The sequence below is a fragment of the Teichococcus rhizosphaerae genome (genome assembly GCF_002631185.1).
GTDB classification, from domain to species: domain Bacteria; phylum Pseudomonadota; class Alphaproteobacteria; order Acetobacterales; family Acetobacteraceae; genus Pseudoroseomonas; species Pseudoroseomonas rhizosphaerae.
In genome coordinates this window covers 1-25,893 of record NZ_PDNU01000022.1, presented here as the reverse complement: position 1 = coordinate 25,893, position 25,893 = coordinate 1, and the positions used below count along the sequence as shown (strand labels likewise).

Annotated in this window: 23 protein-coding genes; 10 read left to right on the top strand and 13 right to left on the bottom strand. The window is 69.8% G+C overall.

Annotation, left to right across the window (positions count from 1 at the left end; translation table 11 throughout):
• The first annotated feature begins 210 nt into the window (after window positions 1-210).
• From tnpA to tnpC, 3 genes are read left to right on the top strand one after another with little or no spacing between them, the layout of a single operon-like run.
• Complete coding sequence (gene tnpA / locus CR162_RS12560) at window positions 211-582, top strand: IS66-like element accessory protein TnpA (RefSeq protein WP_099095891.1); 372 nt, start codon at window positions 211-213, stop codon at window positions 580-582.
• Window positions 579-926, top strand: coding sequence for an IS66 family insertion sequence element accessory protein TnpB (gene tnpB, locus CR162_RS12555; RefSeq protein WP_099095890.1), 348 nt, complete (start codon window positions 579-581; stop codon window positions 924-926). The genes tnpA and tnpB overlap by 4 nt, the downstream gene beginning before the upstream one ends.
• Before the next feature lie 47 nt (window positions 927-973).
• On the top strand, window positions 974-2,569 hold the full coding sequence (gene tnpC, locus CR162_RS12550) for an IS66 family transposase (protein WP_099095889.1): 1,596 nt from the start codon (window positions 974-976) through the stop codon (window positions 2,567-2,569).
• Between the two features lie 66 nt (window positions 2,570-2,635).
• Here the strand turns inward: tnpC and CR162_RS12545 are convergent, their stop codons facing one another.
• From CR162_RS12545 to CR162_RS12530, 4 genes are all read right to left on the bottom strand, one after another.
• Window positions 2,636-3,799, bottom strand: a complete 1,164-nt coding sequence (locus CR162_RS12545) for a molybdopterin molybdotransferase MoeA (RefSeq protein ID WP_099095888.1) — start codon at window positions 3,797-3,799, stop codon at window positions 2,636-2,638.
• The gene (locus tag CR162_RS12540; protein ID WP_099095887.1) at window positions 3,796-4,173 is read right to left on the bottom strand and encodes a c-type cytochrome; all 378 of its coding nucleotides are present in this window, start codon (window positions 4,171-4,173) and stop codon (window positions 3,796-3,798) included. The genes CR162_RS12545 and CR162_RS12540 overlap by 4 nt, the downstream gene beginning before the upstream one ends.
• Window positions 4,174-4,239: 66 nt before the next feature.
• Window positions 4,240-6,864: an arsenate reductase (azurin) large subunit gene (locus tag CR162_RS12535; protein ID WP_099095886.1), complete on the bottom strand. Its 2,625-nt coding sequence runs from the start codon at window positions 6,862-6,864 to the stop codon at window positions 4,240-4,242.
• 13 nt (window positions 6,865-6,877) lie between these two features.
• Entirely contained in the window at window positions 6,878-7,240 is a 363-nt protein-coding gene (locus CR162_RS12530) for an arsenate reductase (azurin) small subunit (RefSeq protein WP_245870330.1), read from the bottom strand.
• Between CR162_RS12530 and CR162_RS12525 the strand changes: the two genes are divergently transcribed.
• A complete protein-coding gene (locus CR162_RS12525) occupies window positions 7,239-8,636 on the top strand; it encodes a DUF4365 domain-containing protein (RefSeq protein WP_245870329.1) in 1,398 nt (465 codons plus the stop codon). The genes CR162_RS12530 and CR162_RS12525 overlap by 2 nt on opposite strands.
• 84 nt (window positions 8,637-8,720) lie before the next feature.
• Here the strand turns inward: CR162_RS12525 and CR162_RS12520 are convergent, their stop codons facing one another.
• From CR162_RS12520 to CR162_RS12490, 7 genes are all read right to left on the bottom strand, one after another.
• Window positions 8,721-10,037 carry a sigma-54-dependent transcriptional regulator gene (locus CR162_RS12520; protein ID WP_099095883.1) on the bottom strand — a complete coding sequence of 439 codons (1,317 nt, stop codon included), beginning with the start codon at window positions 10,035-10,037 and terminating at the stop codon, window positions 8,721-8,723.
• On the bottom strand, window positions 10,027-11,508 hold the full coding sequence (locus CR162_RS12515; protein ID WP_099095882.1) for an ATP-binding protein: 1,482 nt from the start codon (window positions 11,506-11,508) through the stop codon (window positions 10,027-10,029). Before CR162_RS12515 ends, CR162_RS12520 begins: the two co-directional genes overlap by 11 nt.
• Window positions 11,505-12,323 carry a substrate-binding domain-containing protein gene (locus CR162_RS12510; protein ID WP_245870327.1) on the bottom strand — a complete coding sequence of 273 codons (819 nt, stop codon included), beginning with the start codon at window positions 12,321-12,323 and terminating at the stop codon, window positions 11,505-11,507. The genes CR162_RS12515 and CR162_RS12510 overlap by 4 nt, the downstream gene beginning before the upstream one ends.
• A 142-nt stretch (window positions 12,324-12,465) precedes the next feature.
• A complete protein-coding gene (arsJ, locus tag CR162_RS12505; RefSeq protein ID WP_099095880.1) occupies window positions 12,466-13,692 on the bottom strand; it encodes an organoarsenical effux MFS transporter ArsJ in 1,227 nt (408 codons plus the stop codon).
• On the bottom strand, window positions 13,692-14,741 hold the full coding sequence (locus CR162_RS12500; protein WP_099095879.1) for an ArsJ-associated glyceraldehyde-3-phosphate dehydrogenase: 1,050 nt from the start codon (window positions 14,739-14,741) through the stop codon (window positions 13,692-13,694). The genes arsJ and CR162_RS12500 overlap by 1 nt, the downstream gene beginning before the upstream one ends.
• 1 nt (window position 14,742) lies before the next feature.
• Window positions 14,743-15,603: a metalloregulator ArsR/SmtB family transcription factor gene (locus CR162_RS12495; RefSeq protein ID WP_099095878.1), complete on the bottom strand. Its 861-nt coding sequence runs from the start codon at window positions 15,601-15,603 to the stop codon at window positions 14,743-14,745.
• A 137-nt stretch (window positions 15,604-15,740) separates the two neighbouring features.
• The gene (locus tag CR162_RS12490) at window positions 15,741-16,865 is read right to left on the bottom strand and encodes a substrate-binding domain-containing protein (protein WP_099095877.1); all 1,125 of its coding nucleotides are present in this window, start codon (window positions 16,863-16,865) and stop codon (window positions 15,741-15,743) included.
• Between the two features lie 619 nt (window positions 16,866-17,484).
• Here CR162_RS12490 and CR162_RS12485 point away from each other — a divergent pair.
• From CR162_RS12485 to CR162_RS12470, 4 genes are all read left to right on the top strand, one after another.
• Window positions 17,485-18,018, top strand: coding sequence for a hypothetical protein (locus tag CR162_RS12485; RefSeq protein WP_099095876.1), 534 nt, complete (start codon window positions 17,485-17,487; stop codon window positions 18,016-18,018).
• An 86-nt stretch (window positions 18,019-18,104) separates the two neighbouring features.
• A complete protein-coding gene (locus CR162_RS12480; RefSeq protein WP_141563146.1) occupies window positions 18,105-18,614 on the top strand; it encodes a hypothetical protein in 510 nt (169 codons plus the stop codon).
• Window positions 18,615-18,782: 168 nt separating this feature from the next.
• Window positions 18,783-19,076: a hypothetical protein gene (locus CR162_RS12475; RefSeq protein ID WP_141563145.1), complete on the top strand. Its 294-nt coding sequence runs from the start codon at window positions 18,783-18,785 to the stop codon at window positions 19,074-19,076.
• Between the two features lie 127 nt (window positions 19,077-19,203).
• Window positions 19,204-19,692 carry a hypothetical protein gene (locus tag CR162_RS12470; RefSeq protein WP_099095873.1) on the top strand — a complete coding sequence of 163 codons (489 nt, stop codon included), beginning with the start codon at window positions 19,204-19,206 and terminating at the stop codon, window positions 19,690-19,692.
• A 221-nt stretch (window positions 19,693-19,913) separates the two neighbouring features.
• On the opposite strand, the gene CR162_RS12465 is transcribed toward CR162_RS12470, so the two are convergent.
• The gene (locus CR162_RS12465; RefSeq protein WP_099095872.1) at window positions 19,914-21,842 is read right to left on the bottom strand and encodes a competence protein CoiA family protein; all 1,929 of its coding nucleotides are present in this window, start codon (window positions 21,840-21,842) and stop codon (window positions 19,914-19,916) included.
• Window positions 21,843-22,058: 216 nt separating this feature from the next.
• Between CR162_RS12465 and CR162_RS22400 the strand changes: the two genes are divergently transcribed.
• Complete coding sequence (locus CR162_RS22400) at window positions 22,059-22,385, top strand: hypothetical protein (RefSeq protein WP_176559830.1); 327 nt, start codon at window positions 22,059-22,061, stop codon at window positions 22,383-22,385.
• Window positions 22,386-22,425: 40 nt separating this feature from the next.
• Here the strand turns inward: CR162_RS22400 and CR162_RS12455 are convergent, their stop codons facing one another.
• Window positions 22,426-24,102 (bottom strand): hypothetical protein, encoded by a 1,677-nt coding sequence (locus CR162_RS12455; RefSeq protein ID WP_099095870.1) that lies wholly within the window; start codon window positions 24,100-24,102, stop codon window positions 22,426-22,428.
• Between the two features lie 270 nt (window positions 24,103-24,372).
• On the opposite strand from CR162_RS12455, the gene CR162_RS12450 reads away from it, so the two are divergent.
• Window positions 24,373-25,893, top strand: a 1,521-nt coding sequence (locus CR162_RS12450; protein WP_176559829.1) for an SIR2 family protein, incomplete at its 3' end; no start/stop codon positions are given.

Genomic DNA, 25,893 nt, shown 5'->3' with positions numbered 1-25,893 from the left:
CCGGAGTCCCTGCCCTCCGAAACCTGGCGAAACCGCCGCGGCAACGAAGGAGCACGGGCGCCATCCTACCCGTTTAGGATTCCCGCTAGGGATAGAAACGCGACCGCGTCCCCGGCCCGCAGGTACCCATCCGGCGAGGGCCGCCTTCCCTGAGTTGATGGTGGGTGACCTTAGTGACGCTCGTAAGGGCGACGCTAAGGACGGGGCGGGATGGAGATCATCACCGGCGTGGAGCGGCGGAGACGCTGGCGCGATGAGGACAAGCTGCGCGTGCTGGCCGAGGTGGAGCAGCCGGGGGCCCGCACATCGGAGGTAGCGCGGCGGCACGACATCAGCCGTGGCCTGCTGTGGTACTGGCGGCGACAACTGCGGCAAGGTCGCCTTGCGGTACCCAGCGCGCCCGGGCCAGTGTTCCTGCCGGTGCAGGTGAGCGACCCGGTGCCGTCCGGGCCTGCGGCGCCCGCAGCTACCGGGGCCGATCCGCGGATCGAGATTGTGCTGCCGGATGGCACCTGTGTGCGGGTGGGTGCGGAGGTGGACACGGCCGCGTTGCGGCGCGTGCTGACGGCGCTGCGCCGGTGATCCCGGTCCCTACTGGCGTACGGGTGTGGCTGGCAGCAGGTCATACCGACATGCGGCGCGGCATGAACGGCCTGGCGCTGCAGGTGCAGGAGGCGCTGGCGCGGGATCCTCATGTGGGTGATCTGTACGTGTTCCGTGGCCGCCGCGGTGATCTCGTCAAAATCCTTTGGTATGACGGGTTGGGTATGTCGCTCTATGCCAAACGGCTGGAGCGGGGCCGCTTCATTTGGCCGTCACCGGCCGACGGGGTGGTGTCCATCTCCGGCCCGCAGTTGGCCTACATGCTGGAGGGGATCGACTGGCGGAATCCGCAGCGCACCTACAGGCCGCTGGCTGCGGGCTGAACCCGATTGTGCTGGCAAAGCAAGGCTGTCCCTGATTCACTTCCGGCATGACGCCCGTCGCGGTTGACCCTGATGACGTCGAGACCCTGCGGGTGTCCCTGGCGGCCGAGCGCGAGGCGCGCCTCGCGGCCGAGGCTCGGGCGACTGAGGCGGAGGCCAGGGTGGTCGGCGCGGAGGCGATGATCGCGCACCTCAAGCTGGTGATCGCCAAGCTGCGGCACGACAAGTTCGGCGCTTCCTCCGAGCGCGGCCGCAAGCTGCTGGATCAGCTGGAACTGGAACTCGGCGAACTGGTCGCCGCGGCGGCCGAGGACGCCACACGGGCGGAGAACCAGGCGGAGACACGGCCCGGAGCACCGCCGCCGCGCAGGCCCTCCCGCGGTCCTCTGCCCGCCCACCTGCCGCGCGAGCGAGTGGTGCTCCCGTCGCCTGCTGCCTGCCCCTGCTGTGGCGGCAGGCTGTCCAAGCTCGGCGAGGACGTCACCGAAACGCTCGAGGTGATCCCGCGGTCGTGGAAGGTCATCCAGTCGGTGCGGGAGAAATTCTCCTGCCGTGCCTGCGAGCGCATCACCCAGCCGCCCGCGCCGTTCCACCCGATCGCCCGCGGCAGGGCTGGGCCGAACCTGCTGGCCATGGTCCTGGAGGCGAAGTTCGGCCAGCACCTCCCCCTGAACCGGCAGAGCGAGAGCTATGGTCGGGAGGGCGTGGAGCTGAGCGTCTCCACCCTGGCCAACTGGGTCGGCACCGCGGCGGCGGTGCTCTCGCCGCTCCACGCCCTTATCGAGGCGCATGTGTTGGCCGCCGAGCGCCTGCACGGGGATGACACCACCGTACCCCTGCTCGCCCGCGGCAAGACGGTCACAGCACGCCTCTGGGCCTATGTGCGGGACGACCAGCCCTTTGCCGGACCTGCACCACCGGCCGCGGTGTTCTACTTCTCGCGCGACCGTACCGCCGAGCATCCCAGACGGCACCTGGCTGCCTACTCCGGGATCCTGCAGGCCGATGCCTATGCCGGGTTCGGCGAGCTCTACCTGGCCAGCCGCAGGCCCGAGCCGATCACCGAGGCGGCGTGCTGGGCGCATTTCCGGCGCAAGGTGTTCGAGCTGGCCGAGGTCGCCCGTGCGCCTCTCGCGGTCGAGGCCGTGCGGCGCATCGACCAGGTGTTCGACGCCGAGCGGGCGGTGAACCGGTGCCCGACGGCCGATCGGCTCGCGCACCGGCAGAGCGTTGTCGAGCCGCTGGTTGCCGACCTCCATGCCTGGATGCTGGAGACCAGGGGCAGGCTGTCGCGCCACAATGACCTGGCCAAGGCGCTGGACTATGCCCTCAAGCGCTGGGCCGCATTCACCCGGTTCCTCAGTGACGGCCGGATCTGCCTGACCAACAACGCGGCCGAACGCGCGCTCCGCGGCATCGCCCTCGGCCGAAAGGCCTGGCTGTTCGCGGGCAGTGATCGGGGCGGCGAGCGGGCCGCGATGATGTACGCGCTCATCACCACCGCGAAGCTGAACGACGTCGACCCACGCGCCTGGCTTGCTGACGTACTGGCCAGGATGGCTGACCACCCCGCCTCCAGGCTCGACGAGCTACTGCCGTGGAACTGGAAGCGCACTCAGGCGCCTGCGACCGCCGCCGCCTGACCGTCAACCGCGGCCATCACCGGATGGATACGCCCGCAGCATCCCGACGTCTCGACCTACCCTGACCTAGCCATCGGCCGCTACCAGCGGCATGAGTCGCGCCGACCCTGGCTTGCTGATGTGCTCGACCACGAGGTCCGGCCCGACCATCGCGGGGGCGAACTCTTCCCTCCCCGGCTTCCGGTCCCAGCCGGACGCCAGGCGCGCTGGCAAGGATTTCAGGCCGCCGTCCACAGCCCCGGTAAGCCGAGCTACCAGCGGGCGCCCGAACAGGATGCCGCTAACCAGCGCGGCCACCAGGTTGCCGGGCAGGAACAGGCAGCGCGCCGTGCCGATGCCGCCGAACACCAGTGGCTTGCCCGGCTTCAGCGCCACGGCGCACCAGGAGCCGTGGCCACCGGCGTCATGCAGGGCGCCCAGCAAGTGGTCGGCCTCGCTGCCGGACACGCCGCCCGAGGCGACGATGGCGTCGCACCCGGACGCCCGCTCCAGGGCGGCCGCGATGTCGGATCGCCGGTCAGGCAGCAGGCCCAGGCCAAGGATTTCGACGCCCATGCCCCGCAGCAAGGCGGCCAGCATGGGGCGGTTGCTGTCGTGGATGGCGCCCGGCGCGTGCGGCATGCCCGGCTCGAGCAGCTTGTCACCGGCGGAGGGCACGGCGACCCGCGGCCTGCGCCGGACCGCGACGTCGCCCACCCCAACCGCAGCCAGCAACGCGAGGTGGCGCGGGTCGAGCCGGGTGCCCGCCTCCAGCACCGCCTCGCCCGCTTGGAAATCCTCACCCCGGCGGCGGATGTTGGCATCCTGCAGGAGCGTCGGCGACGCGACACCGGAGTGCGGGTCCACCCGGCAGCCCTCCTGCATCGCGACCGCCCAGACGCCCTCGGGGACGGCGGCGCCGGTCAGCAGGCGCACCGCCTCACCGGCGCCCACACGCGGCAGGCCACCCGCGCCCGCCGGAAGGTAGCCGACGACCTGGAAGGGGCCGGGCCCCGGCCCGCCGACGCCATAGCCGTCCACGGCGGCGCGGTCGAACGGCGGCATGTCCGATGTCGCCAGTACAGGATTCGCCAGCACCCGCCGGGCCGCCGCCGACAATGAAACGAGCTCGACGCCCCGCACCGGATGGACGTCGGCGAGAAGCCGTGCGCGCGCGATCTCGACGTCCACAAGGCCCGCTTGCAGGTCGCAATCGGAGCATGCGGGGCGGGGCGCGAGGCTGGTGGTCACGACCCCGCATTCTCCTTGAGATAGGCCAGCAAAGCGTTCAGGCGTGCCTCGTCCTTCATGCCAACATAGGACATGCTGCCTCCGGGCACGACCTGCTTGGGGGCCTGCAAGTAGGCGTGCAGCGTCGCCTCGTCCCAGGTCAGTCCTTCCGCCGCCCTTGTGCGCATGGCGTTCGAGTAGCGGAAGCTCTCGACGGCTGCCGCGCGGCGGCCCAGCACTCCGGCGAGGCCGGGGCCGACGCGGTTGCGGCTGTCCACGCCGTGGCAGGCGCCGCACTGGCTGCGGAACAGTTGCTCGCCCGACGGGACGGTCTGGGCGAGAGCCGGGAAGGCGAGGAGCGGCACGCAGAGCAGGGCCGAGGCAAGGACTCGCATGGGGTCTCCAATGGCAGGGGGAGCGTGACGACGCAGCCGGGCGGCCGCGTCGCAGGGTGCCCGATCTCAAGTCTGGGCCCGGTACTCCTGGGTCTTCCAAGACAGGTGGCGGACGGCTTCGGGGGCGTCGCTGAGCTTCCGGATGTTCGCCCAGGTCTGCTTGTAGTTTGGTATGACCAACTCGTTGGTCGCCTTGCTGACCACGTTGCCCTGCACGCCCGTCGGGTAGCCGAACAGCATGAAGGTCTGGTTGCGGCCGAGGCCCCCCTCCGGCCATGCGACCGCCTGGGTGGCGCCGTTGCCGTTGAAGACCTCGACGAGGTCGCCCGGCTTTAGCGCCAGCTCGCCCATGTCATCCGGGTTCATGCCGATGTAGGGGTACGGGAAGCGGTCGCGAACAAAGTCGTTGTGCTGGTCGAGGTAGGCCGACTGCCAGACGTGGTTCGCGCGGCCGTTGTTCACCAGGAAGCGTTGCGAGTCCTTCTCTGCCTGCTTGCCCTGGGCCTGCAGCCCCCGCCATGGGGTGGCGGCGAATACCGCCTTGCCGTCCGGGCGGTTGAACTTGCCGTCGGCGTAGAGGCGCTTGGTCCCAAGGATTCGCTCGCTGCCGCCGGTGGTCGCCGCCGGTGTGCCGGTCGCACCGGCGCCCGGCGCCGCCTGCTGGACGGGTTCGCGGCCGCGGGCGCCCTCTATGCCGGGCCCCTGCACCACCATGCCGGGCGAGGCGCCGGTGGTCGTGCCACCAGCCACCGCGCCGGTGGTCTCCAGCCCGACTGCGGGCTCTTGGAACCCGTTGGTGCCCATGGCGCGAAGCCGGGCGTAGGTGACGAACTCGCCGCCCTTCTCGTGCTGGTGGTAGCCATCCATGAACGCGTCCTCCTCCGTCTTCCAGTCGTAACCCCGGAAGCGGTCGGCCACGGCGGCGTTCCCGGCCGTGCGGAAGGAGCGCTCCAGGGCCTGCGCCAGGCGCGCGACGATGAGGCAGTCCGGCATCGCGTTGCCCGGCGGGTCCATGTAGCGCTCGGTCAGGCGCATGCGGCGCTCGCCGTTCATGGAGGTCAGGTTCATCTCCCCCGAGGTCGCCGCCGGGAGGACCACGTGCGCGCAGGAGCCGATCTGGGTCGGCACGATGTCCACGTCCACGCTGAACAGGCCGCCCGCGCGGATGGCCTTCATGATGGCCTCCACCTGGGCGGCGCGGTCACCGGCGGGGACGGAGTCCATCGCCTCCTTCACCATGTTGGTCCGGCGCTGGTAGGCGCGCTTGAACTCGGAGGCGTTCAGGGTCGTCTTGAAGTGGTCGCAGCCCCAGACGTGGTGGATGCCGCCCTTGCCGCCGATGAGGAGCTCGTCGACGTTCTGGGCGGGCTTGCCGACATGGGCGTCGGAGGGGCGGGCATAGCCTTCCTGGTGACCGCCGAGGCGGACGCAGCCGCCGCCGGGGCGACCGATGTTGCCCGTCGCCAGGGCGATGTTCACCAGAGACTGGTTGGTGCGGTAGTTGTCGTTGCCCCAGATGATGCCCTTCTCGTATGCGAGCATCGTGCGGCGCCGGGCGCCACCCTGCTTGGGCTCCGCGATCCAGGCCGCCGCCTTGCGGATGTCCTCCGCCGACACACCGGTGAGCCGGGCCGCCTCCTCCACCGTGGTGCGGTTGGCGCCGATCGCGGCGTCGTAGTTGCTGGTGCTGGTGGCGATGAACGCCTTATCGGCCCAGCCCTTGGTCGCGATCTCGGTGAACAGCGCGTTGAACAGCACGAGGTCGGTGCCGCTGTTGATGCGCAGGTGGAGCACGTTCTCCTTTCCCGCCTCGGCCTCGCAGGCCGCGATGGTCACCGTCCGGCGGGGGTCCACCACGATGATGCGGGCGGCGGCGTGCGGCTCGTTCGGCAGCTGGCTCTGCTTCTTGTCCAGCGTCGAGCCGCGCAGGTTCGGCACCCAGTGGTTCAGGAAGTAGTTGGTCTGGGTCTCGAGGGAATTGGCGCCCGCGATGAACAGGGTGTCCGCGAGCTCGGCGTCCTCGTAGCAGTTGTTCAGCTCACCCACGCCCATGTCGCGGGAGCCGTGCACCTCGGAGTTGTAGGCCGGACGGTTGTGGATCCGGATGTTCTTCACCTTCATGCTCTGGAAGTAGAGCTTTCCGGTCGCCCAGGTGTTCTCGTAGCCGCCGCCCGCTCCGCCGTGGTCGTAGGCGGAGACCAGCAGGCCGTCCTCGCCCTGCTCCTCGATGACCCGGCGCGTGACCTCGGCGACCAGCGCGACGCTGTCGTCCCAGGAGGCGGGCGACATGGTGCCGTAGCGCCAGACCAGCGGGTCGGTCAGGCGCGCCTGCTGCGTCCCGGTGACGGTGGAGTAGGACATCTCGGCCATGCGGGCGCCGCGGATGGAACCGAGGCCGGAGTTCACCACGCAGTCGTGATCGGGCTTGATGACGATGTGGACGTCCTGCCCGTTGTGCCGGACGACGTTGTACATGGACGGCGCCGCCCAGGCGGCGCTGTCGGCGCCGAGCTGGCCCCGCATGTCCTCGCCGTAGGCGTTGTCGTCCGGCGCCGGGCCGCCCTGGCGGTTCACGGGCCAGGAGTAGGCTTTGTAGCCGCAGCCCACGATGCAGTAGTGGCAGACGACGTTGTTGACCTTGGCGTCCCGCGGCGGGATCGGCAGGCGGTCGATGTTGCGCTTGTAAGCCATGTTCCCGCCCTCCTCAGGCCAGCACGTTGGAGTGGCGGCCGTACAGCAGCTCGTCCACGCCCTCGGCGTGGATGTCGCCACCCGCGTCCACGCGCAGGCGGAACTGGGCCAGGTTCTGGGTCGCGTGGCCCCAGACCTGCAGGCCGCCCTTCTCGCAGTCGAAGCGGCTGTAGTGGCCGGGGCAGTTCAGGGTGCGGTCGTCGGCCTGGTAGAACATGGGGTAGCCCTTGTGTGGGCAGAGGTTCGAGAAGGCGACGACGTCGCCGTCCGGGCCGACGCCACCTTCGACCCGCGTGCCGAGCTTGATGAGCACGCCCGTGCTGTCGGCGTCCGGGTAGCTGATGTCCATGGGCTCGTTGACCTTCAGGTCGCGCATGTTGCCCAGCCTGCTGACCGGGTACGCCACGCGCGCCAGGGCCGGTGTCGCCTTGGCGGGCGCCTGCGGCACCGTGGAGGCCGCCGCCGCGCCAGCCACCGCCAGCGCCCCCCGTCCCAGGAAGAAGCGGCGGCCGCTCTCCGTAAGCTTGTTGCAACCCGACATTTCCGTCTCCCCGCTCTCAGGCGACGACAGCATTGCAGCGGGCGTGCCAACGGCGCCCGTGACGGCGGTGGCTTACGGTGCCTTGGAAATCAGGATGTTGACGGAGGATTGCTGTCACCGGACCGTCACCGGAGTCCAGGAAGCTGGACTTGGCGCCGTCCGGGTCCAGAAGGCTGGACTTTGCGCCCCCGCTCGCAAGGCAAGAACGAAAGGCATCCTGGACCGTTGCGGCGCCTACGTGACATCGTGGTCGGGGCCTCGCCCGACGCCGCACGTCGTGTGTAGTATTGCGCCCCTTCTGCTATCAGTGATGCATCCCATGGCCAGAACATCAACGGCACTGACAGAGCGCGTCGGCGTTCAGGAAGTGAACCTCATCTTCACCAAGCGCCTGAAGTGGTTCTTCCGCGAGCAGACGATCAGCGACTTTGGTGTCGATGCGGAAGTCGAGATTGTTGACGAAGAGGGAGAGCCAACGGGACAGCTGATTGCGCTTCAGGTTAAGTCGGGCACCTCTTTCTTCCAGCACAAGGATGCAGAGGGGTACACGTTCTACGGTGAGCCTCGCCACCTCGAGTACTGGCTGCGGCACTCCCTCCCAGTGTTTCTGATCCTCCACAATCCAGAAACCGGCCTCACCCTCTGGCAACGTGTTGAACGCCATCTGACAAGGCAGACAAAGAAGGGCTGGGCCATCCACATCCCTTCTCGGAACGTGCTGGATGAGAAGGCGAAGCCCGCCCTCGCCAGCGGGATCGGCACGGACCGTGCGTCGATCAAGCGTTATCGCTTCGCGGCCGACAAAGCAGACATGGAGGAATACCGAGACAAGGAAGTCTTCTTCAGTTTCGACTTCTGGGTCAACAAGACCCTGGGTCTTCGCAAGATAGACGTTTACTACGGGAGTTATGAAAAGAGCCAACCGGATTCCCAAATTGGTGTCTGGGGTACAACTCACACACCTCACGGAGTCATGAACCACTTCTTCCCGTGGCTCACCTACCAGTACGCCAAGCTCATCCCTGCGGAAGAACAGTCCAACGAGATCGAGACCCACATCGTGCAGGTGGAACTGAACGAGGCGGCGAAGCAGTTCCTCGCCGTGGAAGCCTTCTTCGAGGATCCAGATGATCCTGAGCCGCCAGAGGAACCGGAGAGGGATGACGAAGACGAGTGCGACGAAGAAGACTACAATGAATGGGCGTTCAGACGAGCCATGGAACGTGATTAGCCCTGAGCGCTTGTTTCGGAGCCTGGTGTAAGCGCTGCTGCCTGTCAGTTTGGGCGAACCACCGTCCGCTCAGGCTTCATCCGATCACCGCAAACCCAGCTTCCGGATCTTCTCGAACAGCGTCGAGCGGCCGACGCCGAGGATGCCCGCCGCGACCTCCACCTCGCCGGACGCGGCGGCGAGCGCGGCGGAGACCGCCCGCCGCTCGGCGTCCGTGACCGCCTCGGCCAGCGTCCCGACCGCCGCCACGGGGCTGGCGCCGTTGGACGCGGTGCCCCCCAGGAGGTCGTCGACACCGACCCAGGGCCCGTCCGCCAAGGCGGCGGCCCGCTCAACCCTGTTGCGGAGCTCGCGGGCGTTGCCGCGCCAGTCCGCTTCCTCCAAGGCGCGCTCCGCCCGGCTGTCCAAGCCCCGGATGCCGCGGGCCGAAGCCAGGGATGCGTTGGCAAGGAATTGGCGCGCCAGCGGCACGATGTCGTCGCGGCGCATGCGGAGCGGCGGGATCTCGATGCGGATCACGTCGAGCCGGTAGAGCAAATCCTCGCGGAAGCGGCCGTCGCGCACAAGCTGGTCCAGGTCGGCGTTGGTCGCCGCGACGACGCGCGCGTGGAACGCCAGCGTGCCGGAGCCGCCCACGCGGGTGTACTCGCGCCCTTCGAGCAACCGCAGGAGCTTGGCCTGCAGCCCGGGCGCCAGCTCGGCGACCTCGTCCAGGAACAGCGTGCCTGCCCCTGCCCTTTCGGCGCAGCCGATCCGTCGCATGGCGGCGCCGGTGAAGGCACCGCGCTCGTGGCCAAAGACTTCGCTCTCCGCCAGCTCGGCCGGGATGGCCGCGCAGTTCACCGCGACGAAGGGCGCCGCCGCACGTGGGGACAGGCGGTGCAGGAGCTTGGCCGCCACCTCCTTGCCGGTGCCGGTCTCGCCGAGCAGCAGGACCGGGCAGTCGCTGGGCGCCGCCCGGCGCACCGTCGCCTCGATCCGGCGGATGGCGGCCGAGACGCCCAGGGTAGCGTCTGCCGCGGGCACCACGCGCCGGGCCATCAGGGCACCAACGCGGCCGAGGAGGTCCTGGATCTCGACGGGCTTCACCAGGAAGTCGTCGGCGCCCGCCTTCATGAGCCGGATGGCCTGGTCGACGCCAGCGTAGGCCGTCATCACCAGCACGGGCGTCCCGGCGAGACGGCTGCGTTGGGACAGGAAGAGCTCCTCCCCGGAGCCGTCCGGCAGGTGCAGGTCGGACAGCAGCAGGTCGGGCACCCGCCGCTCCAGCGAGGCAGCGGCCTCGACGGCGCCGGTCGCGACCTCGACGCCGTACCCCTCGATGCGCAGGCGCTGGGCCATGGTGCCCGCCGTCGTCGGGTCGTCCTCGACGAGGAGGATCTGGCCTCGTTCAGCTGGCATGGGCGACCTCCTTGGCGTGGGAGGGGACCGGCAGCTCGGCGACCAGCCGCGTTCCCCGCGGTGTCGGCTCGCGCGTGATCCGTCCCCCCTGGCTGCGCGCCAGCCGGGCGGCGGTCCAGAGGCCGAGCCCGCCACCAGAAGGTGGTGGGCCGTCCGGGTCCGCGAGGAGGCTTTCGGCTTCGGCGGGTAGGCCGGTGCCGACATCGCTCACCTCGATGACCGCGCCGCCCTGGCTGAGTCCCTGCGCGCGGAAGCCGAGGACGCCTTGCGGCGGCGAGGCGGCGGCCGCGTTGAGGAGCAGGTTCAGCGCGATCTGCCGGGCCAGCGTCCGGTCGACGCGCACGCCGTCCGGCAGGTCGTTGCGCCAGTCGAGGGTCAGGCCACGGCGTGACACCTCGTGGCGGATGAGCAGCCGCAGGTCCTCGAAGTCCTGAGCCGCGAGTGGTGCCTCGCCCGGCCCCGTCTTCCAGGATGACAGCCCTGCGCGGACCACCTTGCGTATGTCGTCCAGGCCCCGCCTGAGCAGGCCGACGGCCTCCTCGCGGATGTCGCGCCTGTCGCCGTACTCGGAGAGGGTGTCCACCGCCGTCATCAGGCCGCCGAGCGGGTTGTTCACCTCGTGGGCCATGGCCGCCGTCAGGCGCCCAAGCTGGGCGCGGCCCTCCTCCCGGGCCAGCCGCCCGGCCATGAGGTCCCGCTCCGCGATGGCGGCCACGGCGCCGTTCCACGCGTTCACCAGGGCCAGATGCTCAGGGCCGGAGCCCGCCTGCGCATCCAGGGGCTCGGGGCGCCTCCCCTGGGCGGCCTCGAGGAGCCGATGGCGGAGCCGCTCGGTCGGCAGGAGGATGCGCCGGACCAGTAGCGCGCCTGCGGCGGCGAACAGCGCCGCGATGCCGATGTTCGCCAGGACCAGCGCCCTGACTACCGCGTCCCGCTCCGCCAGCAGCGCGCCGATGTCCGCCTCGGCCACCAGCCGACCGACCGGCACGCCACCTTCCAGCAGGACGCGCGCCACGACAGCCCGCCCGGCCCGCTCGTCGATGGCGGGCGACCCCGAGGCGATGGCCTGGTCAGCCGGATCAGACAGAGACCGCGGCAGCGCGGCGCCGGTGCGCAGCACCCGCGGGCTCGAGGATGCGAGGACCGAGCCGTCCGGTAGGACCTCGACCGACAGGGTGGGACGGAGGGCCTCGTACTGCCCGCTGGCACGGTCCAGGGCGTCGAAAGCCTCCCAGACGTCGGCCCGCACGGCGGCTGGCTGGGCGGCTGTCGCCAGCCCGTCGAGGAAGGCTGCCCCCAGCGCCGCCAGGTGGCGCCCCTGGTCCGCCTCCATACGCGCCAGCACCGCCTGCCCGGTGACGGTGGCCACGCCAGCCACCAATGCCGCCACCGTCAAGGGGACGGTGAGCAGCAGCGGCCAATGCCGTGGGTCCAGCTGAACCCTGAGCCGCCGCGGTCCCGCACGCCTCATGCCCGGCTCTCCAGGTCTTGGGACATCGCGCGGATGCCGTCGTAGAGGATGGGGCGCTCGGGCATGAAGCCGTCCAGACGGAGCGCGCGGAGGATTTCGGTGCCCGCCGGGGAAGCCGCCATCCCCAGCAGGGTCGCCTCGATGCCGCGCGCTGCGGCGCCCTGCCGGGACGCGGTGAGGCAGCAGACCGGCGGGAAGCCCTGCCATGCGGAGCGGGCGACGACATCGGTCGTCGAGGTGAGCCCAGGCTCCGTCTCGGCCATGGTCTCCCAGACGTAGCCGTCGACGGACCCGCTTTCCGCCAGGCCGCTGCTCACGGCCCGGACCACGTTCCGGTGGCCGTAGGCGAAGAAGGTGGTGCCGAAGAACGTCGCCGGGGACAGATCTTGGCCCGCGAGCAGCCAGCGGGTGGTCAGGCACCCGGAGTTGCTGTCCGGGTCCGAGAAGGCGTGGCTGCGTCCCCTGAGGTCGGCGAGCGACCTGGCCCGCAGGCTGGGGTCCGCGATGAGGTAGGACTGGTAGAGGGGGCGCCCGCGGTGCACCGGCACGGCTAGAACCGACAGCCTGTCGGCGTGCCGGACGTAGGGGAAGCCGCAGATCCAGGCGGCGTCGAGCTGCCCCGTGAGAAGGAGCGTGACAACCTCCTGGTAGGTCCGGCGCTTCACGAGCTCAACAGGGGTACCGAGCGCCGCCGCCATGTGGCTGGACAGCGCCCGCAGCAGGGCAAGGTCGGATTCGAGGAAGACTGGGGTGAGGCCGAAGCGGACCGGGGCCAGAGAGGTCGCACGGGCCCTGCGCGGCCCGGCCAGGGCCACGGCGGCCAGGACGGCCCTTCGGCCTGCGGGGCACGCTGGAGCCATTCGTTCCACCCCCAGGCGACCCACTTACGGGTTCTACCTGCAGCCCTGCATTCGGCGCTCCTTTCGCCGGATTGTCACGTGCTTTGCGAGCGGGGCGTCAGACGGGGGCGTGACGTGCCACGAGGCTCTTGGGGAGCAGGAAGGTCAGGAGGGCGCAGGCGGCGAGCATCGCGGCCGACCCCCAGAGGCATCCTTCCAGACCGGCGTACTGCGTCAGCACGCCCGACAGCAGGATCCCGCCCAGCCGTCCGGCCGCGTTGGCAGCGTAGTAGAAGCCGACGTCCTCGGCGGCCTTCTCGGACCCGGCGTAAGCCAGGATCAGGTAGGAGTGCAGTGAGGAATTCACAGCGAAGGCGAAGCCGAAGATGGCCAATCCGGCGACCACCACGAGGTCGGGGCGCCCGACCGCGCCCGTCGCCAGCACGATGCCGAGCACGACGGGGATGGCCGCGAGCGCCGTCCCCCAGAGCCGCGCCTCCGGCACCTCGCGGGATAGCCCGTCCGGGCTGCGGCGGACCACCTGCGGCGCCAGGCCCTGCACGCCGCCGTAGCCGATCGTCCAGGCGGCCAGGAAGGTCGAGACGCCGACGTAGTTCCAGCCCTGGCCATACAGGAACACCGGCAGGCCCACGACGAACCAGACGTCGCGGGAGCCGAACATGAAGACGCGGGCAGCCGCGAGCAGGTTGACGCCGCGGTTCTTGGCGAAGAGTTCCCTGAAGCTCCTGGACGCCTTGGCCCTGCCCAGCTCCCGGGGGAGCGACAGCAGCACGCCCACCAGGGCCACCACCAGCAACGCCACCAGCGCCCAGAGCGCCGGACGGAAGCCCGCGGCCTGGAGCAGGAAGCCCCCAAGGAAGAAGCCGAAGCCCTTCATGGCGTTCTTGGAGCCGGTGAACCAGGCGACCCAGCGGAACAACTGACCGGCGCCCTGCTGCGAGGACGCCTTGATGGCCGACTTCGAGGCCGTCTTGGTCAGGTCCTTGGCCACGCCGGAGATGCCCTGGGCGCAAACGACCCAAGCCACAGATGCCGCGGCGCTCCAGGCCGGGTCGAGCGCCGACAGCATCAGCAGGCCGCCGATCTGCAGCGTCAGGCCAATGGCCAGCATCCGCGGGATGCCGAACTTCGCGGCCAGCCACCCGCCCCCGAGGTTGGCGAAGATGCCCGCCGCCTCGTAGAGCAGGAACAGGAAGGCCAGTGTGAAGGGGGTGTAGCCGAGCTGGTAGAAGTGCAGCAGCACCAGCATCCGCAACGCCCCATCGGTGAGCGTGAAGCCCCAGTAGGCGCCGGTCACGATGATGTAGTTGCGGACGGCCGACATCAGACGCCGCGCTCCCCGACGATGCAGGCGAGGTCGACCATCCGGCAGGCGTAGCCCATCTCGTTGTCGTACCAGGCGTAGACCTTGAGCATGGTGCCGTCGGTCACCAGCGTGCTGGGCGCGTCGACGATGGCGCTGCGGGTGTCGTTGGCGTAGTCGGCGGAGACCAGCGGGCGCTCCTCGTAGCCGAGGATGCCCGCCAGCGGCCCGGCGGCGGCGTCGCGGAACAGGGCGTTCACCTCCTCCGCCGTGGTCTCCCGCCGCAGCTCGAAGACGGCGTCCGTCAGCGAGGCGTTCAGCACCGGCGCCCGGACGGCGTGGCCGTTCAGCCGCCCCTTGAGTTCCGGGTAGATGAGCGCGATCGCCGTGGCGCTGCCGGTGGTGGTCGGCTGCAGGGACAGCATGGCCGACCGGGCGCGCCGCAGGTCCTTGTGCGGGGCGTCCACCACGACGTTGGTGTTAGTCGGGTCGTGGATGGTGGTGATCTGGCCATGGCGGATGCCGATGGCCTCGTGGACCACCTTCACCACCGGCGCCAGGCAGTTCGTCGTGCAGGAGGCCGCCGTCAGCAGGCGGTGCCGCGCCGGGTCGTACTCGTGGTCGTTGACGCCCACCACGATGTTCAGGGCGGCCGCCGCCGGATCCTTCACCGGCGCCGCCACGATGACGCGCTTCACACCGCGGTCGAAGTACGCCTGGAGCTGCTCCTGCTTGAGGAACTTGCCCGTGCATTCCAGGACGACATCGCAGCCAAGGTCGCCCCAGGCGACGCCGCCCGGTGCCGTGGCGGCGCTGAAGCCGACGCGCCGGTCGCCAAGGCGCAGCGCGTCGCCGCCGTCCGCCGCGATCCGCTCGCGCCACCGCCCGTGGATGGTGTCGAACTCCAGCAGGTGCGCCGTGGCCTCGACGCCACCCTTGAGCTCGTTGACGTGGACCACGTCCAAACGGTTGCCCGCGCGCGGGTCGTCCACCTCGCGGAGGACGCCACCCATGGCGGCGCGCAGGGCCAGGCGGCCGATGCGGCCCATGCCGTTGATTCCGACGCGCATGTCAGCGCTCCCTTGCGACGGTGAGAGGGGATTCGCCGAGGTCGTCCACGCGGTGGCGCAGGGACAGCCGGTCGAGCGCGTCCACCTTGAGATTGGTGAGGATGCCGAGGCGACGGTGCAGGCTGGCGTAGAGCTCGTTGACCATCAGCTGGCGGTCCGGAGACCCGGCCTCGTAGCGGCCGGGGCCGGGCAGCGGCCATGACGCCGTGATGGCCTGCCCGCCGAAGTCGGGGCAGTGCTGGCCCTGGAGCTCGTCGCAGAGGGTGATGACGAAATCCATCCTCGGCGCGTCCGGCCCCTGGAACTCGCGGTAGGACTTGCTGCGCACCGCGGAGACGTCGTGGCCGAGGCTCTCCAGCTTGCGCAGGACTTCCGCCATTGGCCGCGCCGCCGGATCGGAGCCCGCCGAGTAGGCGCGGAAGCGGCCGCCGCCGAGCTTGTTCAGGATGGCCTCGGCCATGACCGAGCGGGCCGAGTTCCGGGTGCACAGGAACAGCACGTTGAAGGCGGCGACCATGGGGCCGTCCCGCAGGGGTGCTGCCGCCGGTGCCGGAGTCAGGCTGCCGCACAGTTCCGGGCGGCCACCGCAGCAGGTCTCGGTCAGGAAGGTGACGACGTGCCGCAGCCGGTCGATCTGGGCGGCGTAGATGAGGCTGCGCCCCTGCCGCGTGGAGCGGATCAGCCCGACCTGCTCCAGGCCCCTGAGGTGGAAGGACAGCGTGGACGGGACGATGCCGAGCCGCTCCGCCAGGACGCCCGCTGGCAACCCGTCCGGCCCGGCGTCCAGCAGGGTGCGGAGCAGGTCGAGGCGGGAACCCTGGCCGAGGGCGGAGAACACGGACGCGGCTTCGGTGGCTTCCATGCTGTCGCCATAGTCGAACGGCGCGGCCGTGTCCCCCGCGGGCCGCGGCCCGGCGCAGCCACCGCCACCGGCGGCCGACGGGCGCCGACCAGCGGCAGGCGGGTCGAGGTCTCGGGGGTCACGGCCGCGCATCGCCCTTAGCCCGCCGGGCGCCGGTCCATGATGACGCGGTTGCGCACCGCGTCCTGGATGGCGCGGAGCCGCTCCGCCGGTAACGGCACGAGCCCGATGCGGGCCAGGTAGCCTTCCCGGCCCAGGGCGTGATCAGAGGCGTACTCGGCGAGGAATTCCTTGAGGCCGGGCACGCGGTCGATGTTCGGCCGCTTCACGCACAGGAACAGCGGGCGGGAGAGCGGGTACTGGCCAGAGGCGATGGTCTCCACCGTGTCGTCGACCCCGCCGACCATCGAACCCTCGATGCGGTCGCGGGCGGCCTCCAGGAAGCTGAACCCGAAGATGCCCAGGGTGCCGTCGGCGCCGTTCGCGATTTTGGCCACGATGGCATGATCGTCCTCACCGGCGTCGGTCCAGCGGCCGTCCTCGCGCACCGTGGAGCAGACCCGGGTCCGCTCGGCGGCTTCCTCGATGGCCTGGACCTCCGGTGCCGTGCGGCACGCGGGGATCATCGCCAGTTCGGTGAAGCTGTCGCGCGTGCCCGAGGTCGGCGGCGGGCCGATGACGCGGATCGGCCAGTCCGGCAGCTCCGGCGAGATCTGGCGCCACGAGGTGTAGGGGTTCGGCACGAGCCGCCCGTCCCGCGGCACCTGCTTGGCAACGCCGAGCCAGAGCTGAGCCAGCGTGAAGTTCGGCGAGGCGAGGCCCTTCCGGTGGGCGACGACGATGCCGTCGTAGCCGATGGGGATCTCCATGATCTCGTTGACGCCGTTCCGCACGCACAGGGCGAACTCGCCCGCGTTGATGCGGCGCGAGGCGTCCTGCACGTCCGGGTTGCCGAGGCCGTTGCTGCGGCAGAACTGGGCGAAGCCGTGCACCGTGCCGGTGCTGGCCACCCGGACCCGCTCCCCGCCCGCTGCCTTACCGACCGCCTCGGCGACGGCCCGGCTGAACGGGGCCACCGTGGAGCTGCCGGTGACCTGGGTGACCTCTCGGGTCTCGGCCTGCGCGGGCGCGGCCACCCCGAGGAAAGCCGCCGCGGTCCCCGCCAGCGCGAGCAGCCTACCCGCCCGCGGCACCAAGGCCCCTGCCCGGTTTGGCTTCGTGGTCCCGGCCGCTGTGGCGCCGGACGTCGGCTTCGACGACATCGCCGTGAACTCCTGCTTCGCGCATATCGAACGTCGGTTCGATATTTGTGGAAACGTCGTATCATCTCGCCAAGAAGCTGTCTGTTTCAGTTCCGTGAACTCTCCCCGTCGGGGGAGGGGCATTTGATGCCAGTTGATGGCGGGCGTACGGCGCATCAGCGAAGCCCTGGCGGGCTGCCAGCCGTCCTGCCCGCGCCTGGCGGAAGCCGGATGGGAGCCTCCGCGCAGCCAACGACGTGCGCGGAACCCAGAGCGGTCAACCCTGTTTCTCGGCCTGCCGCCGCACCTCGTCGCTGGCCGACTAAGGCATGCCGAACCGGCGGCGCGCGGTCCCCCTGGAATCTATTCAAGATTCGGAGCCGATTCCGCTCGCGGAATCAGTCGGTTACGGGGCTCTTCCCCTACGGATCGCGCGGAACTTCACTACGGATCGCGCCGGAATGGCTTCCCTGGACGCAGTGACGCCGACGCGGCGGCGCCGGTGGCCGATTGACCCTGCGCATTTACCGTGGAGCTCCACGCCCTGTGGGGCGGCGCTTGCTGGCCGTGGAGTTCCACGGTATTCGCGTTGCCCCTTGGCACCGTCGAGGTCCGCCGAGAAACAAGGATTGGGCGCTGCATGGGCACGCCACCGATAGCAGAACGCGACAAGGAACTGCTGCGGCTGCTGCGGTCCGAGTTCGGGTTCGACCTCGAAGGCTGGCTGCGGGCGCACGGCGCCAAGCTGTACTCGGACGCTCTCAGGAGCGTCCTGCACGCGTACTCGCGCGGCCCCGTCGCGGCCAGCGGCGGGTCGGAGCCGATAGGCGAGGCCGCCAGGCAAAGATTTCTCCGGTCGCGCCAGCGCCACGAGGACGATTGGCTGCTGCGCCACGTGCTGGACCCGGTTTCCCCTGACTGCCTGCTTCCTCCGGACCGGGCGAAAGCGCTGCGCGCCCGGCTGCTGGCCAAGCTCCGCGACCGGGCGCGGATCGCCCGTGGCCCTGTCCTGACGGTCCGCGTTTCCGAGGAGACGGCCCTCGGGCTGGACGAGATCGGCCGCAGGCTGTTCGGGTGCACGAGCCGCTCGGAGACGGTGAAGGCGATGGCCCGGGTCGCGACCACGCACCTGAGGTCATCAGAAGGAAAACGGGATGGGTCGGGCGCCGGGTAACCGGGGCTGCCCGCCGCCACGCCGTCGGGGAAAGGACAACCACCATGGGCCGCCGCACGACGCCGAGGCGTGAGAGGATGGCCGCCATGCTGCTCCAGCAGGAGGTCGGCGACGATTGCTTCGCGTGGCTGGCCAAAGCTGGCGTGGCGATGCGGCACCCGGGCGTGCTGAGGCGCGTCGGGCAGTACCGGGAGGCTGGGGGGCCGGAACCCATCCTGGCCTTCCCGCCCGAGGCGACCGACGAAGAGCACAACGCGCTCGCAGATTCATTCCCGGTGCGCCGCACGGCGTGGCGCGCAGCACGTGGCGCCGCGCAGGCGGATTGGCTGACCCGGCACGTGCTGAATCCGCACTCGCCCGACTTGCTGGTGACCGAGAAGTTCGCCGTGGCCACGCGGGCGCGGCTGCTGGCGAAGCTGCGTGACGAGGTGCGCCGGGCAGAGGATTTCCGCACCATCCGAATAGACGCCGAGACTGCCGGATGGCTGGACACGCTGGCCAGTTACAACGGGCTGGGCAGCCGGTCGGCGGCCGTCGAGATGATGGTCCGTGTCGTCATGGAGGCGTCCGGCGGCAAGGCGTCCGCGAAGGATTGACGCCCGGTCATGCGGGCCGTCGCGCGGCCGTCGCCTCCGTCCCGCCGCGCGGCGCCGTTCCTGTGATTGGACCGGCGATCGCGTCGGCGCCACCTTCGCCGCCGCACGCCAGCAAGGCTTGGTCGTTGGTCACCAAGGACGGCGTGCGCGGAAGCAGAAGGAATGCGCATGCCCGGCAAGGACACGACGTTCATCGGCCACACCCCTGCCCCGCTGGCACGCCCGGAGGGACAGCCGCCGGTGGTGCAGGGCGCCGACGGGTCCTGGATGCTGGAGCTGTCGCGGGGCCCCGAGGGCGCGTTCGCTTTCGCCTACGAGCGGGTCGGCGGCATCGTCCGCGTGACCGGCCAAGCGGTGCTGCGGCATCCGGCCGGTCATGTGCTCCAGCCGGTCACCGTCGTTCTGCGCGAGGAGGACGCCGGGAAGCTGGGCGCAGGAATCCTTGGCATCATCGGATCATGAGAGCCGATAGGCGGTCGCGTCGAGACGCGGCGGGCCACAGCCAAATCGGCATAACCCTCTGTGACATTCGCCTGTCGCCGCCCGAGCCAAGCGACTATAGGCTGCCGGGAATTCGCGGATGGCATCCATGGCCGACGACAGCATTGAAACCCCGGCAAAGCCTGGAACCTACCGGCCCGGCGTCGTGATCGGCGCAAGGGTCGCCCTCGCGCACATCACGGAGACTGCTCGAGAGCCCTGCTACGCCATCACCTTCCGGCATCCTCCCCTCTCGGACAGGACGCTCGCGTTCACATCGAGGGGACGCGATCAGCTCATCGATGCGCTCGGCTCCGCACCTGTCGGGCACCTGGTGACCCGGGTGGCGGGCTCGGACATGGCCGCTTTCGATGCGGGGATGGCTGCATTCCAGCAGGCGTCCAGCGGCATGGGATCGGCCGCCAATGCCGGGAACATCAATGACTACGCGACCCGGTCGATGGTCGCCGAGGTGAGCGCCTCGCCGACTTCAAACGATCTCGTCCTCGTCTCTGGACGGCTTCATGAAGGCGGCACCTTCGACATCATCTTGCCGCCGCACGTGGTCCCCGTCCTGATCGGGATGCTGCTCGACTGAGACGCAAGCGAGGCGAGGTGCGGCACCCTCAAGCACGATAGTTCCCAGCGTAATCCTCTGCGGAACGTACGGCCTCGCCCTCTCCACGAGGCGAGCCATCTCGGATGTGGGATCGATCATCGGTTGTCCTCCTGACCTGCCACAACGGAGCAGCGTGCCCCATGTTCGGTCATGGGGGCTGGAAATGGAGCCCTCCAAGCTATCGGCCCGTGCCGATCACCTTACCGCCGCCTGCCCTTAGGCCGCGCCGCATCGAGCAGGCTCCTGCAGCGTTCGAGCGTCCGTTCGTCGACGCACTGTTCCCAGGGCGACCGGCCCAATGCGGGGTGCTTGCCGCGTAGCCACATGTGCGCCCAGTCCGGCTGACCGGGGAAGCGGGCCATCACCTCCGCCTCCAGCCTGCTCCGGCAGCCTGCCACAACGGCGGCAGCCTCCGCCTCCTTGTCGAGGCGGCGCCTCTCGGCTTCCCGGGTCGCCATGATGCGGTCCCGCTCGCCCGCCATCGCCTCGCTGATGCGGTTCCTCGCCTGCCAGTCCAGGGCGAACTGCCCCTCGTCGAGGGGCAGCCCGGTTGCGGCGCTGACCGCATCACAGACCCAGGTCGTGCCCGCATGTTGACCCATCAAGGCGACGGCTCGTGTCATCAGGGTGCCCACGAAGTCCCCTGACTCTTGGCGGCGGCGTTCCGCAGCCTGCCGCGCGAACTCCTCGCGCTCGAGGCGTGCGGCCTCCTGCCGGGCACGCGCCTCGTCCCGGCGCCTCAGCCGCACCGCATCCAGCGGCAGGCCCAGCAAGCCGCCCTCGTACGGACTGGCTTGCGGCTGGACCATCCTCTCGAGCTCATCGAGCCTTCGCATGAGGCGCCCGAAGCCCTCGCCGCCCTCCTCGGCCAGCACACGAGGCACCGCACCGAACTCGGGGACAGCCCTCTCCAGCCAGCCTGCCGTGTCCGCCCAGGGCAGCCCAGCCGCCTTCAGCATGGTGCCCAGCTTGTCCTGGAGTTCACCTTGGCGGCGCCTCGCCTCACTCGCCGCCTCCATCCGCTGCCTGGCTTCCCACCCGACGGTCTGGGCGGCCACCCAGCCCTGGCGGACGCGCATCAGCAGGCCGCGCTCCGCCAGCCAGTCGGCGTAGTCGGCGATGACCTCGTGGGGCGGGCGGAAGCCCGGCACGCGCTCCTGGATGTGCGCGACCAGCTCCGGCTCCCAGTTCCGCCGGATCTGGAACGGCGCCTTGAGCATCTGCCGCTTCTGGAGGGTCCTGAGCGCGGCGTCGCCCGTCACCCAGTGGCCAGCGGCGCCAATGGCGACATGGTCCAGGAACGCCGCCTGCCACGTCTCGGCGACTACCGCGAAGCATCCGTCACCGGGGACGGCCCGGCCGACGAACCCGCCGAAGCCAGCGTCCACGGCCCTGATGCGCCAGCTGGAGTGGCCAGGGCTCACCGGCTCAACCCAGGCGCCCGCGATCTCGTCGGCGATCCGGCCATGGAGCCGCTGCAAGCGCCGCTTCTCGACTGCCGCCCGCTCCGCCGCGATGCGCCGCAGGCGCTCCTCCTCAACGGCGACCTTGGCGTTGTGCAGCCAGTGGCGGGGCGCCGCGCGCAGGACATGCTCGGCGTGCTCGGCACGGGAGGCGTGCCGGGGAACACGGGAGAGGTCTATCTCGACCGCGGGCAGGTTCCGCTCCCGCAGGAGGGCCAGCTTCTCGGGGCCGCAGGGATGGCGGACGTGGAACTCGAGGAGCAGCTCCCTGCCCCGGCCGCGGATGACGGCATCGGGCCGCAGGCCACCCATGTCGACCTCGGCCTCCGCCGCCTCGTAGGGGAAGACGGTGGCGAAGGCGACGTCCTGGCGCAGGCCGTCGACCTCGGCCACCGCGTCCGGCAGGAGGATGTCGCGGGCTTCCAGCACGATCTCCTTGGCCAGCCGGTGCAGGGTGGTTTCCCATGCGCCGACGCAAGCGCGGTCCACGTGGTGGGCGAAGTGGTGGACCTTGATGGCACCCTTGCGGGCCACCAGCCGCTCGCCGCAGCCTGGGCAGCGGCACCGGCACGCCAGCCCCGAGGCCACCTCCGACACGTGGGCCAGGCGGCCATCCTCGGCCAAGCCGTAGGGGAGCCGGGTGCCGTCCCTGTCCAAGTCATGCATCGCGGGAGGCTGGCAGCTGGTTGGTCCGTCCATGGCGCCGGTGAGCTTCGGGGAGGCGGCAGCATAGCATCAACTCGCTGGTTCGGAGCCCCGCCGGACGAGCAGGTCGGCCCCCGCGATGGCTTTGGCTGCCCCGCGGAGGCCATCGTTCAGCCCAACAGCCGACAAGCTGTCCTGCGACTTTGCCAGCCTCGGCATCCCACCGTGGAGGTTCAGATGCGTCGGATCGTAGTGGCGGCAGCAGCCGCAATGACAGCGAGTCTGCTCACGCTGGCGGCGCACAACGCGTCCGCGGCCCCTGCCGCCAGCATCCTGGCTGCCCCGCCAGCCGCTGCCCAGACCGTGCAGTACTGGGACCAGCGGCCGTACGACGGCAACTGGGAGCGGCGCCAGCAGTGGCGGGAGTGGCGCCGGGAGCGGGACGAGGCCCTCATCGCCGAGGCCGCGCGGCGCGAAGCCTGGCGCATCGAGCAGGAACGCGAGCAACGCCGGGCGTGGCGGCACCAGCAAGGTTATGGCCCGCGCTACGAACGCGGTTGGTGATTGGAGGCTAGGAAGCGGCACCTCTAGGGAAGCCGCCCCTTCACCCAGTTGAAGGGCCGAAAAGCGCTGCGCGTACCAGAGCCTCGGTGTCCTCATCGCGCACTGAGATGCGCACCGGCACGTCCCTCGTAAATGGCCGCTTCAGGTTCCGTGCATGCACCTCAACCCGGATCGAGCCGCCGTTTCCGGGGAGGCGGTCGAGCCGCGCCACCACGGCCTGCGTCCATACCCTCGGTTGGACGTGATGGCGGAGAAGCTCGCATTCGAGATCCCATCGCGCCTGCAGGCGTACAGGCGCTCCACCTCGCCAGTAGAAATCCTCCGGATCCCGCGGTTTGGGTTGGCGCGGGAACAAGGAATCCACGGGAACTCGCAACTCCTCCATTGGACTGCGGTAGCCCAAGCCGCTGAGCATCTCGCTACCGTGCAAGCCAGGCATTCCCGGCAGGGGCCCAAGACCGGCATCCCGCATGATCTTCTGCATGCGTTCGTGCTCCGCCAAAGCGGATCCGTATGCGCCGCCCGCCTCGGCAATGCGCATGGCCTCGAGAACTGACATCGTCCTGTTCGGCTTCACAGTGTCCGGGGTCGGCTGGGCCACCTCTCGGTAGATTTTACGCCAGCCGGGGGCTTTGGGCGGCGGCCGGAGCGACGTCGGAACAGGCTGCGCAACAGCATTTGCCTTCCCCGCCGCCTTCTTCTTGGGACCATCATCGAGATCCTTGAGAAGCAGTCCGGCTGTTGCCTCCAGGGATACCCGAACACCTTCTGCGGCAGCGACACCGACGTTCTCCAGGCAGAATTTGAATGATGCGTCGAACTCCGGCCGCTGCCGCTGCTTCGGCAGGTTGTCGATGAGGGCGCGTGCCTCTTCAAGCCAGGTGTCGTACGCGGTGTTGTAGGTGGCGAGCTGCTTCTCCGTCGGCCCAACCCAGTCGAACGGTCCCTCGAGTTCCGCGAGGTCGAAGGGCTGGCCTGCGGCAGGTGTGAACGGATCCTTTTCGTCCGCCTCGGTTGGCCTGGGGAACTCGACCACCCGCGGGTGTCGAGCCTGGAGTTCCGCCAGCAGAGCCTCTACCCGTTCCTCGGCCAGGACCGGGTATCGCACCACATCAAGCGGAACGACCCTAGCTGGGGCATCTTGCAGGCGCACCTCGACCGCGATGGCTGGACCATCGCCCTCCATCTCCTCCAGGCGCCTTTCCAGCTCCTTGATCCGCTTGTCGCGCGTGTCCGGCTCGTCGGGCAGTTGCCAGCCCGGTCGCGTGGTACGCACCACCGGCAGACCGTGGCCCGCCGCCTTTTCGAGAGGCCCGCTGTCGGCGGTGAGGACGGTGCAGTCCTCGCCGATCACGTCGCGGAAGTGCAAGACATCGGCGACGAAGGCATCATCCCCAAGGATGAAGGGAGCCTCCAGGTCAGGCGGCACTGCCCAAGCCCCAGGGCGCGGTGGCGCCATCTCAAGGGTCACCCTTGGATCGGCGGCCCGCAGCTCCACCGGCTGCTTCGTCTCCACCACCTCGGCGATGACAGCCGCGTACTTGCGCGCCCTCTTCTGCGGGCGCCCCTGTAGCTCGAACTTCTTCTTGTCAAGTTCCCGAGCGGTGTTGCGGCAGATCACCAATCTGATGTGGTCGTCCCCAGTGATCTGCGCCCACGGGATAGCTGCCGGATCTTGGTGGTGCAGGAAGAAGTTGGTGTCGGGGAAGACGATCATGGGCGAGCTCCGGCGGCAGCGTCCGGCGACTGGAAGCCGCAACTGCGCTGCCATGGAATCTGCCTCGTTTCTCGGCTGCGATCCAGCCGGTGTTTCACGTTTCAGAAGGCTCGTCAGCGGGATCAGCAAGGCGCCACGCCCGCCACGACGCACGTCGTGATGGTGGGGGCTCCCGGGTTTGAATCCTTGTTGTATTGTTGACGGAGCACGCCGCCGGGCGCCGCTGCCCGCCGGTGGGCAGGCCCGCGCGCGGCGGGACCGGATGTAACCATGCGCTTCGTGGCCGACGGCCCTGACATCCCCGACGCCGTCCGGCGCGCCCTGGAGGACGAGGAACTGGTCCTGTTCTGCGGAGCAGGTGTGTCCATGTCCACCGGGCCCGGCGTCGCCGGAATGCCTTCCTTCAGCCAACTGGTGAACAGCGTCACGGGGGCGCTGCGGCAGGTCCTAAATGACCAGGAGCAGGCTGCCCTCACGGGGTACCAGTACGATCGCGCCCTACACCTGCTGGAGCAGCGCCTGGGCCGAAACCGGGTGCGGCAGGCGGTTGTCGACGTGCTGACGGTCACGGCGCCGTTCGAACGCCACAAGGCGGTGCTCGAGTTGGCCCGGCTGCGGGACGGCGGCTTCCGCATGGTGACCACCAACTTCGACCCGCAGTTCGACCATGCTGCCAAGGCCCTGGGCTACGAGGTCACCAACGACGTCGCGCCCATGCTGCCCGTGCCGAAGCAGCACCGTTGGCGCAGCGTCGCCTACCTTCACGGCAAGATCGCACCCGGCGCCACGGGCGAGCACACGTCGGTGCAGTCACTGGTCTACACCACCGGCGACTTCGGGCTGGCATACCTCACCGAGCGCTGGGCCAGTCGGTTCGTCACCGACCTGTTCACCAAGTACCCGGTGCTGTTCGTGGGATACAGCGTCGACGACCCGGTGATGCGCTACCTGATGGACGCCTTCGCCGCCGAGCGTCAGCTTGCTGGGTCATCAGCCAAACCGTCGCCACGAGCCTGGGCATTCGCGCCCTACCAGGATCCGACGGCCATGGCCCAGGAGGAGGAGGCGTGGCGCGCGAAGGGCGTCGAGCCCATCCCGTACGCGGCGCCCAATCACGACCACTCGCTGCTCTACGACACCCTCGCCGAGTGGGGGCAGCGGAAGAAGTTCGGGCTCACGGCACGCATCCGTGCGGCCGAGCGGGCCTCCGACATCATCCCGGTCCCCCCCTACTCCGTCGATCACGAGGTGGAGGCGGTGCGCTGGGCGCTGGAGGAACCGGCTGCCGTTCTCAGCTTCGCCAAGGCCGAGGTGCCTGCCCCGATCCAATGGCTGCCGGTGCTCGAGGAGTGGCAACTCCTCGGCGTGCGCGCAAGCCTCCCCGCGACGGGTGCGTCGGTGTCCCAGACCCCCCAGGACGTGGCGGCACGCTGGGTCTCGCCAACCCACTTCCAGCTGATGGTCTGGCTGACGCGGCACCTGGACAAGCCGGAGCTGCTCGACTGGGTGCTGAAAGGTGGCAGCCCTCACCCCGCCCTGCAGACGGCGATCTTGGACCGCTTGGATGAACCCGCCGCCGCGCCGGGTGCCGTCGCGAAGCCGAACGAGAAACCGCATCTCGACACCGGGTTGGAGGCGGCCTGGCGCCTGGTCGCGCATCCTATGGCCCGCGCGCCCATGGCGGACCTCGCGGACGTTCATGCGTGCTGGACGCGCCTCAAGGGCGGGGCGGACGACCATGTCACCCGGCAGGACTTCACGCGGATGATGGCCCCTATCCCACGGATCAAG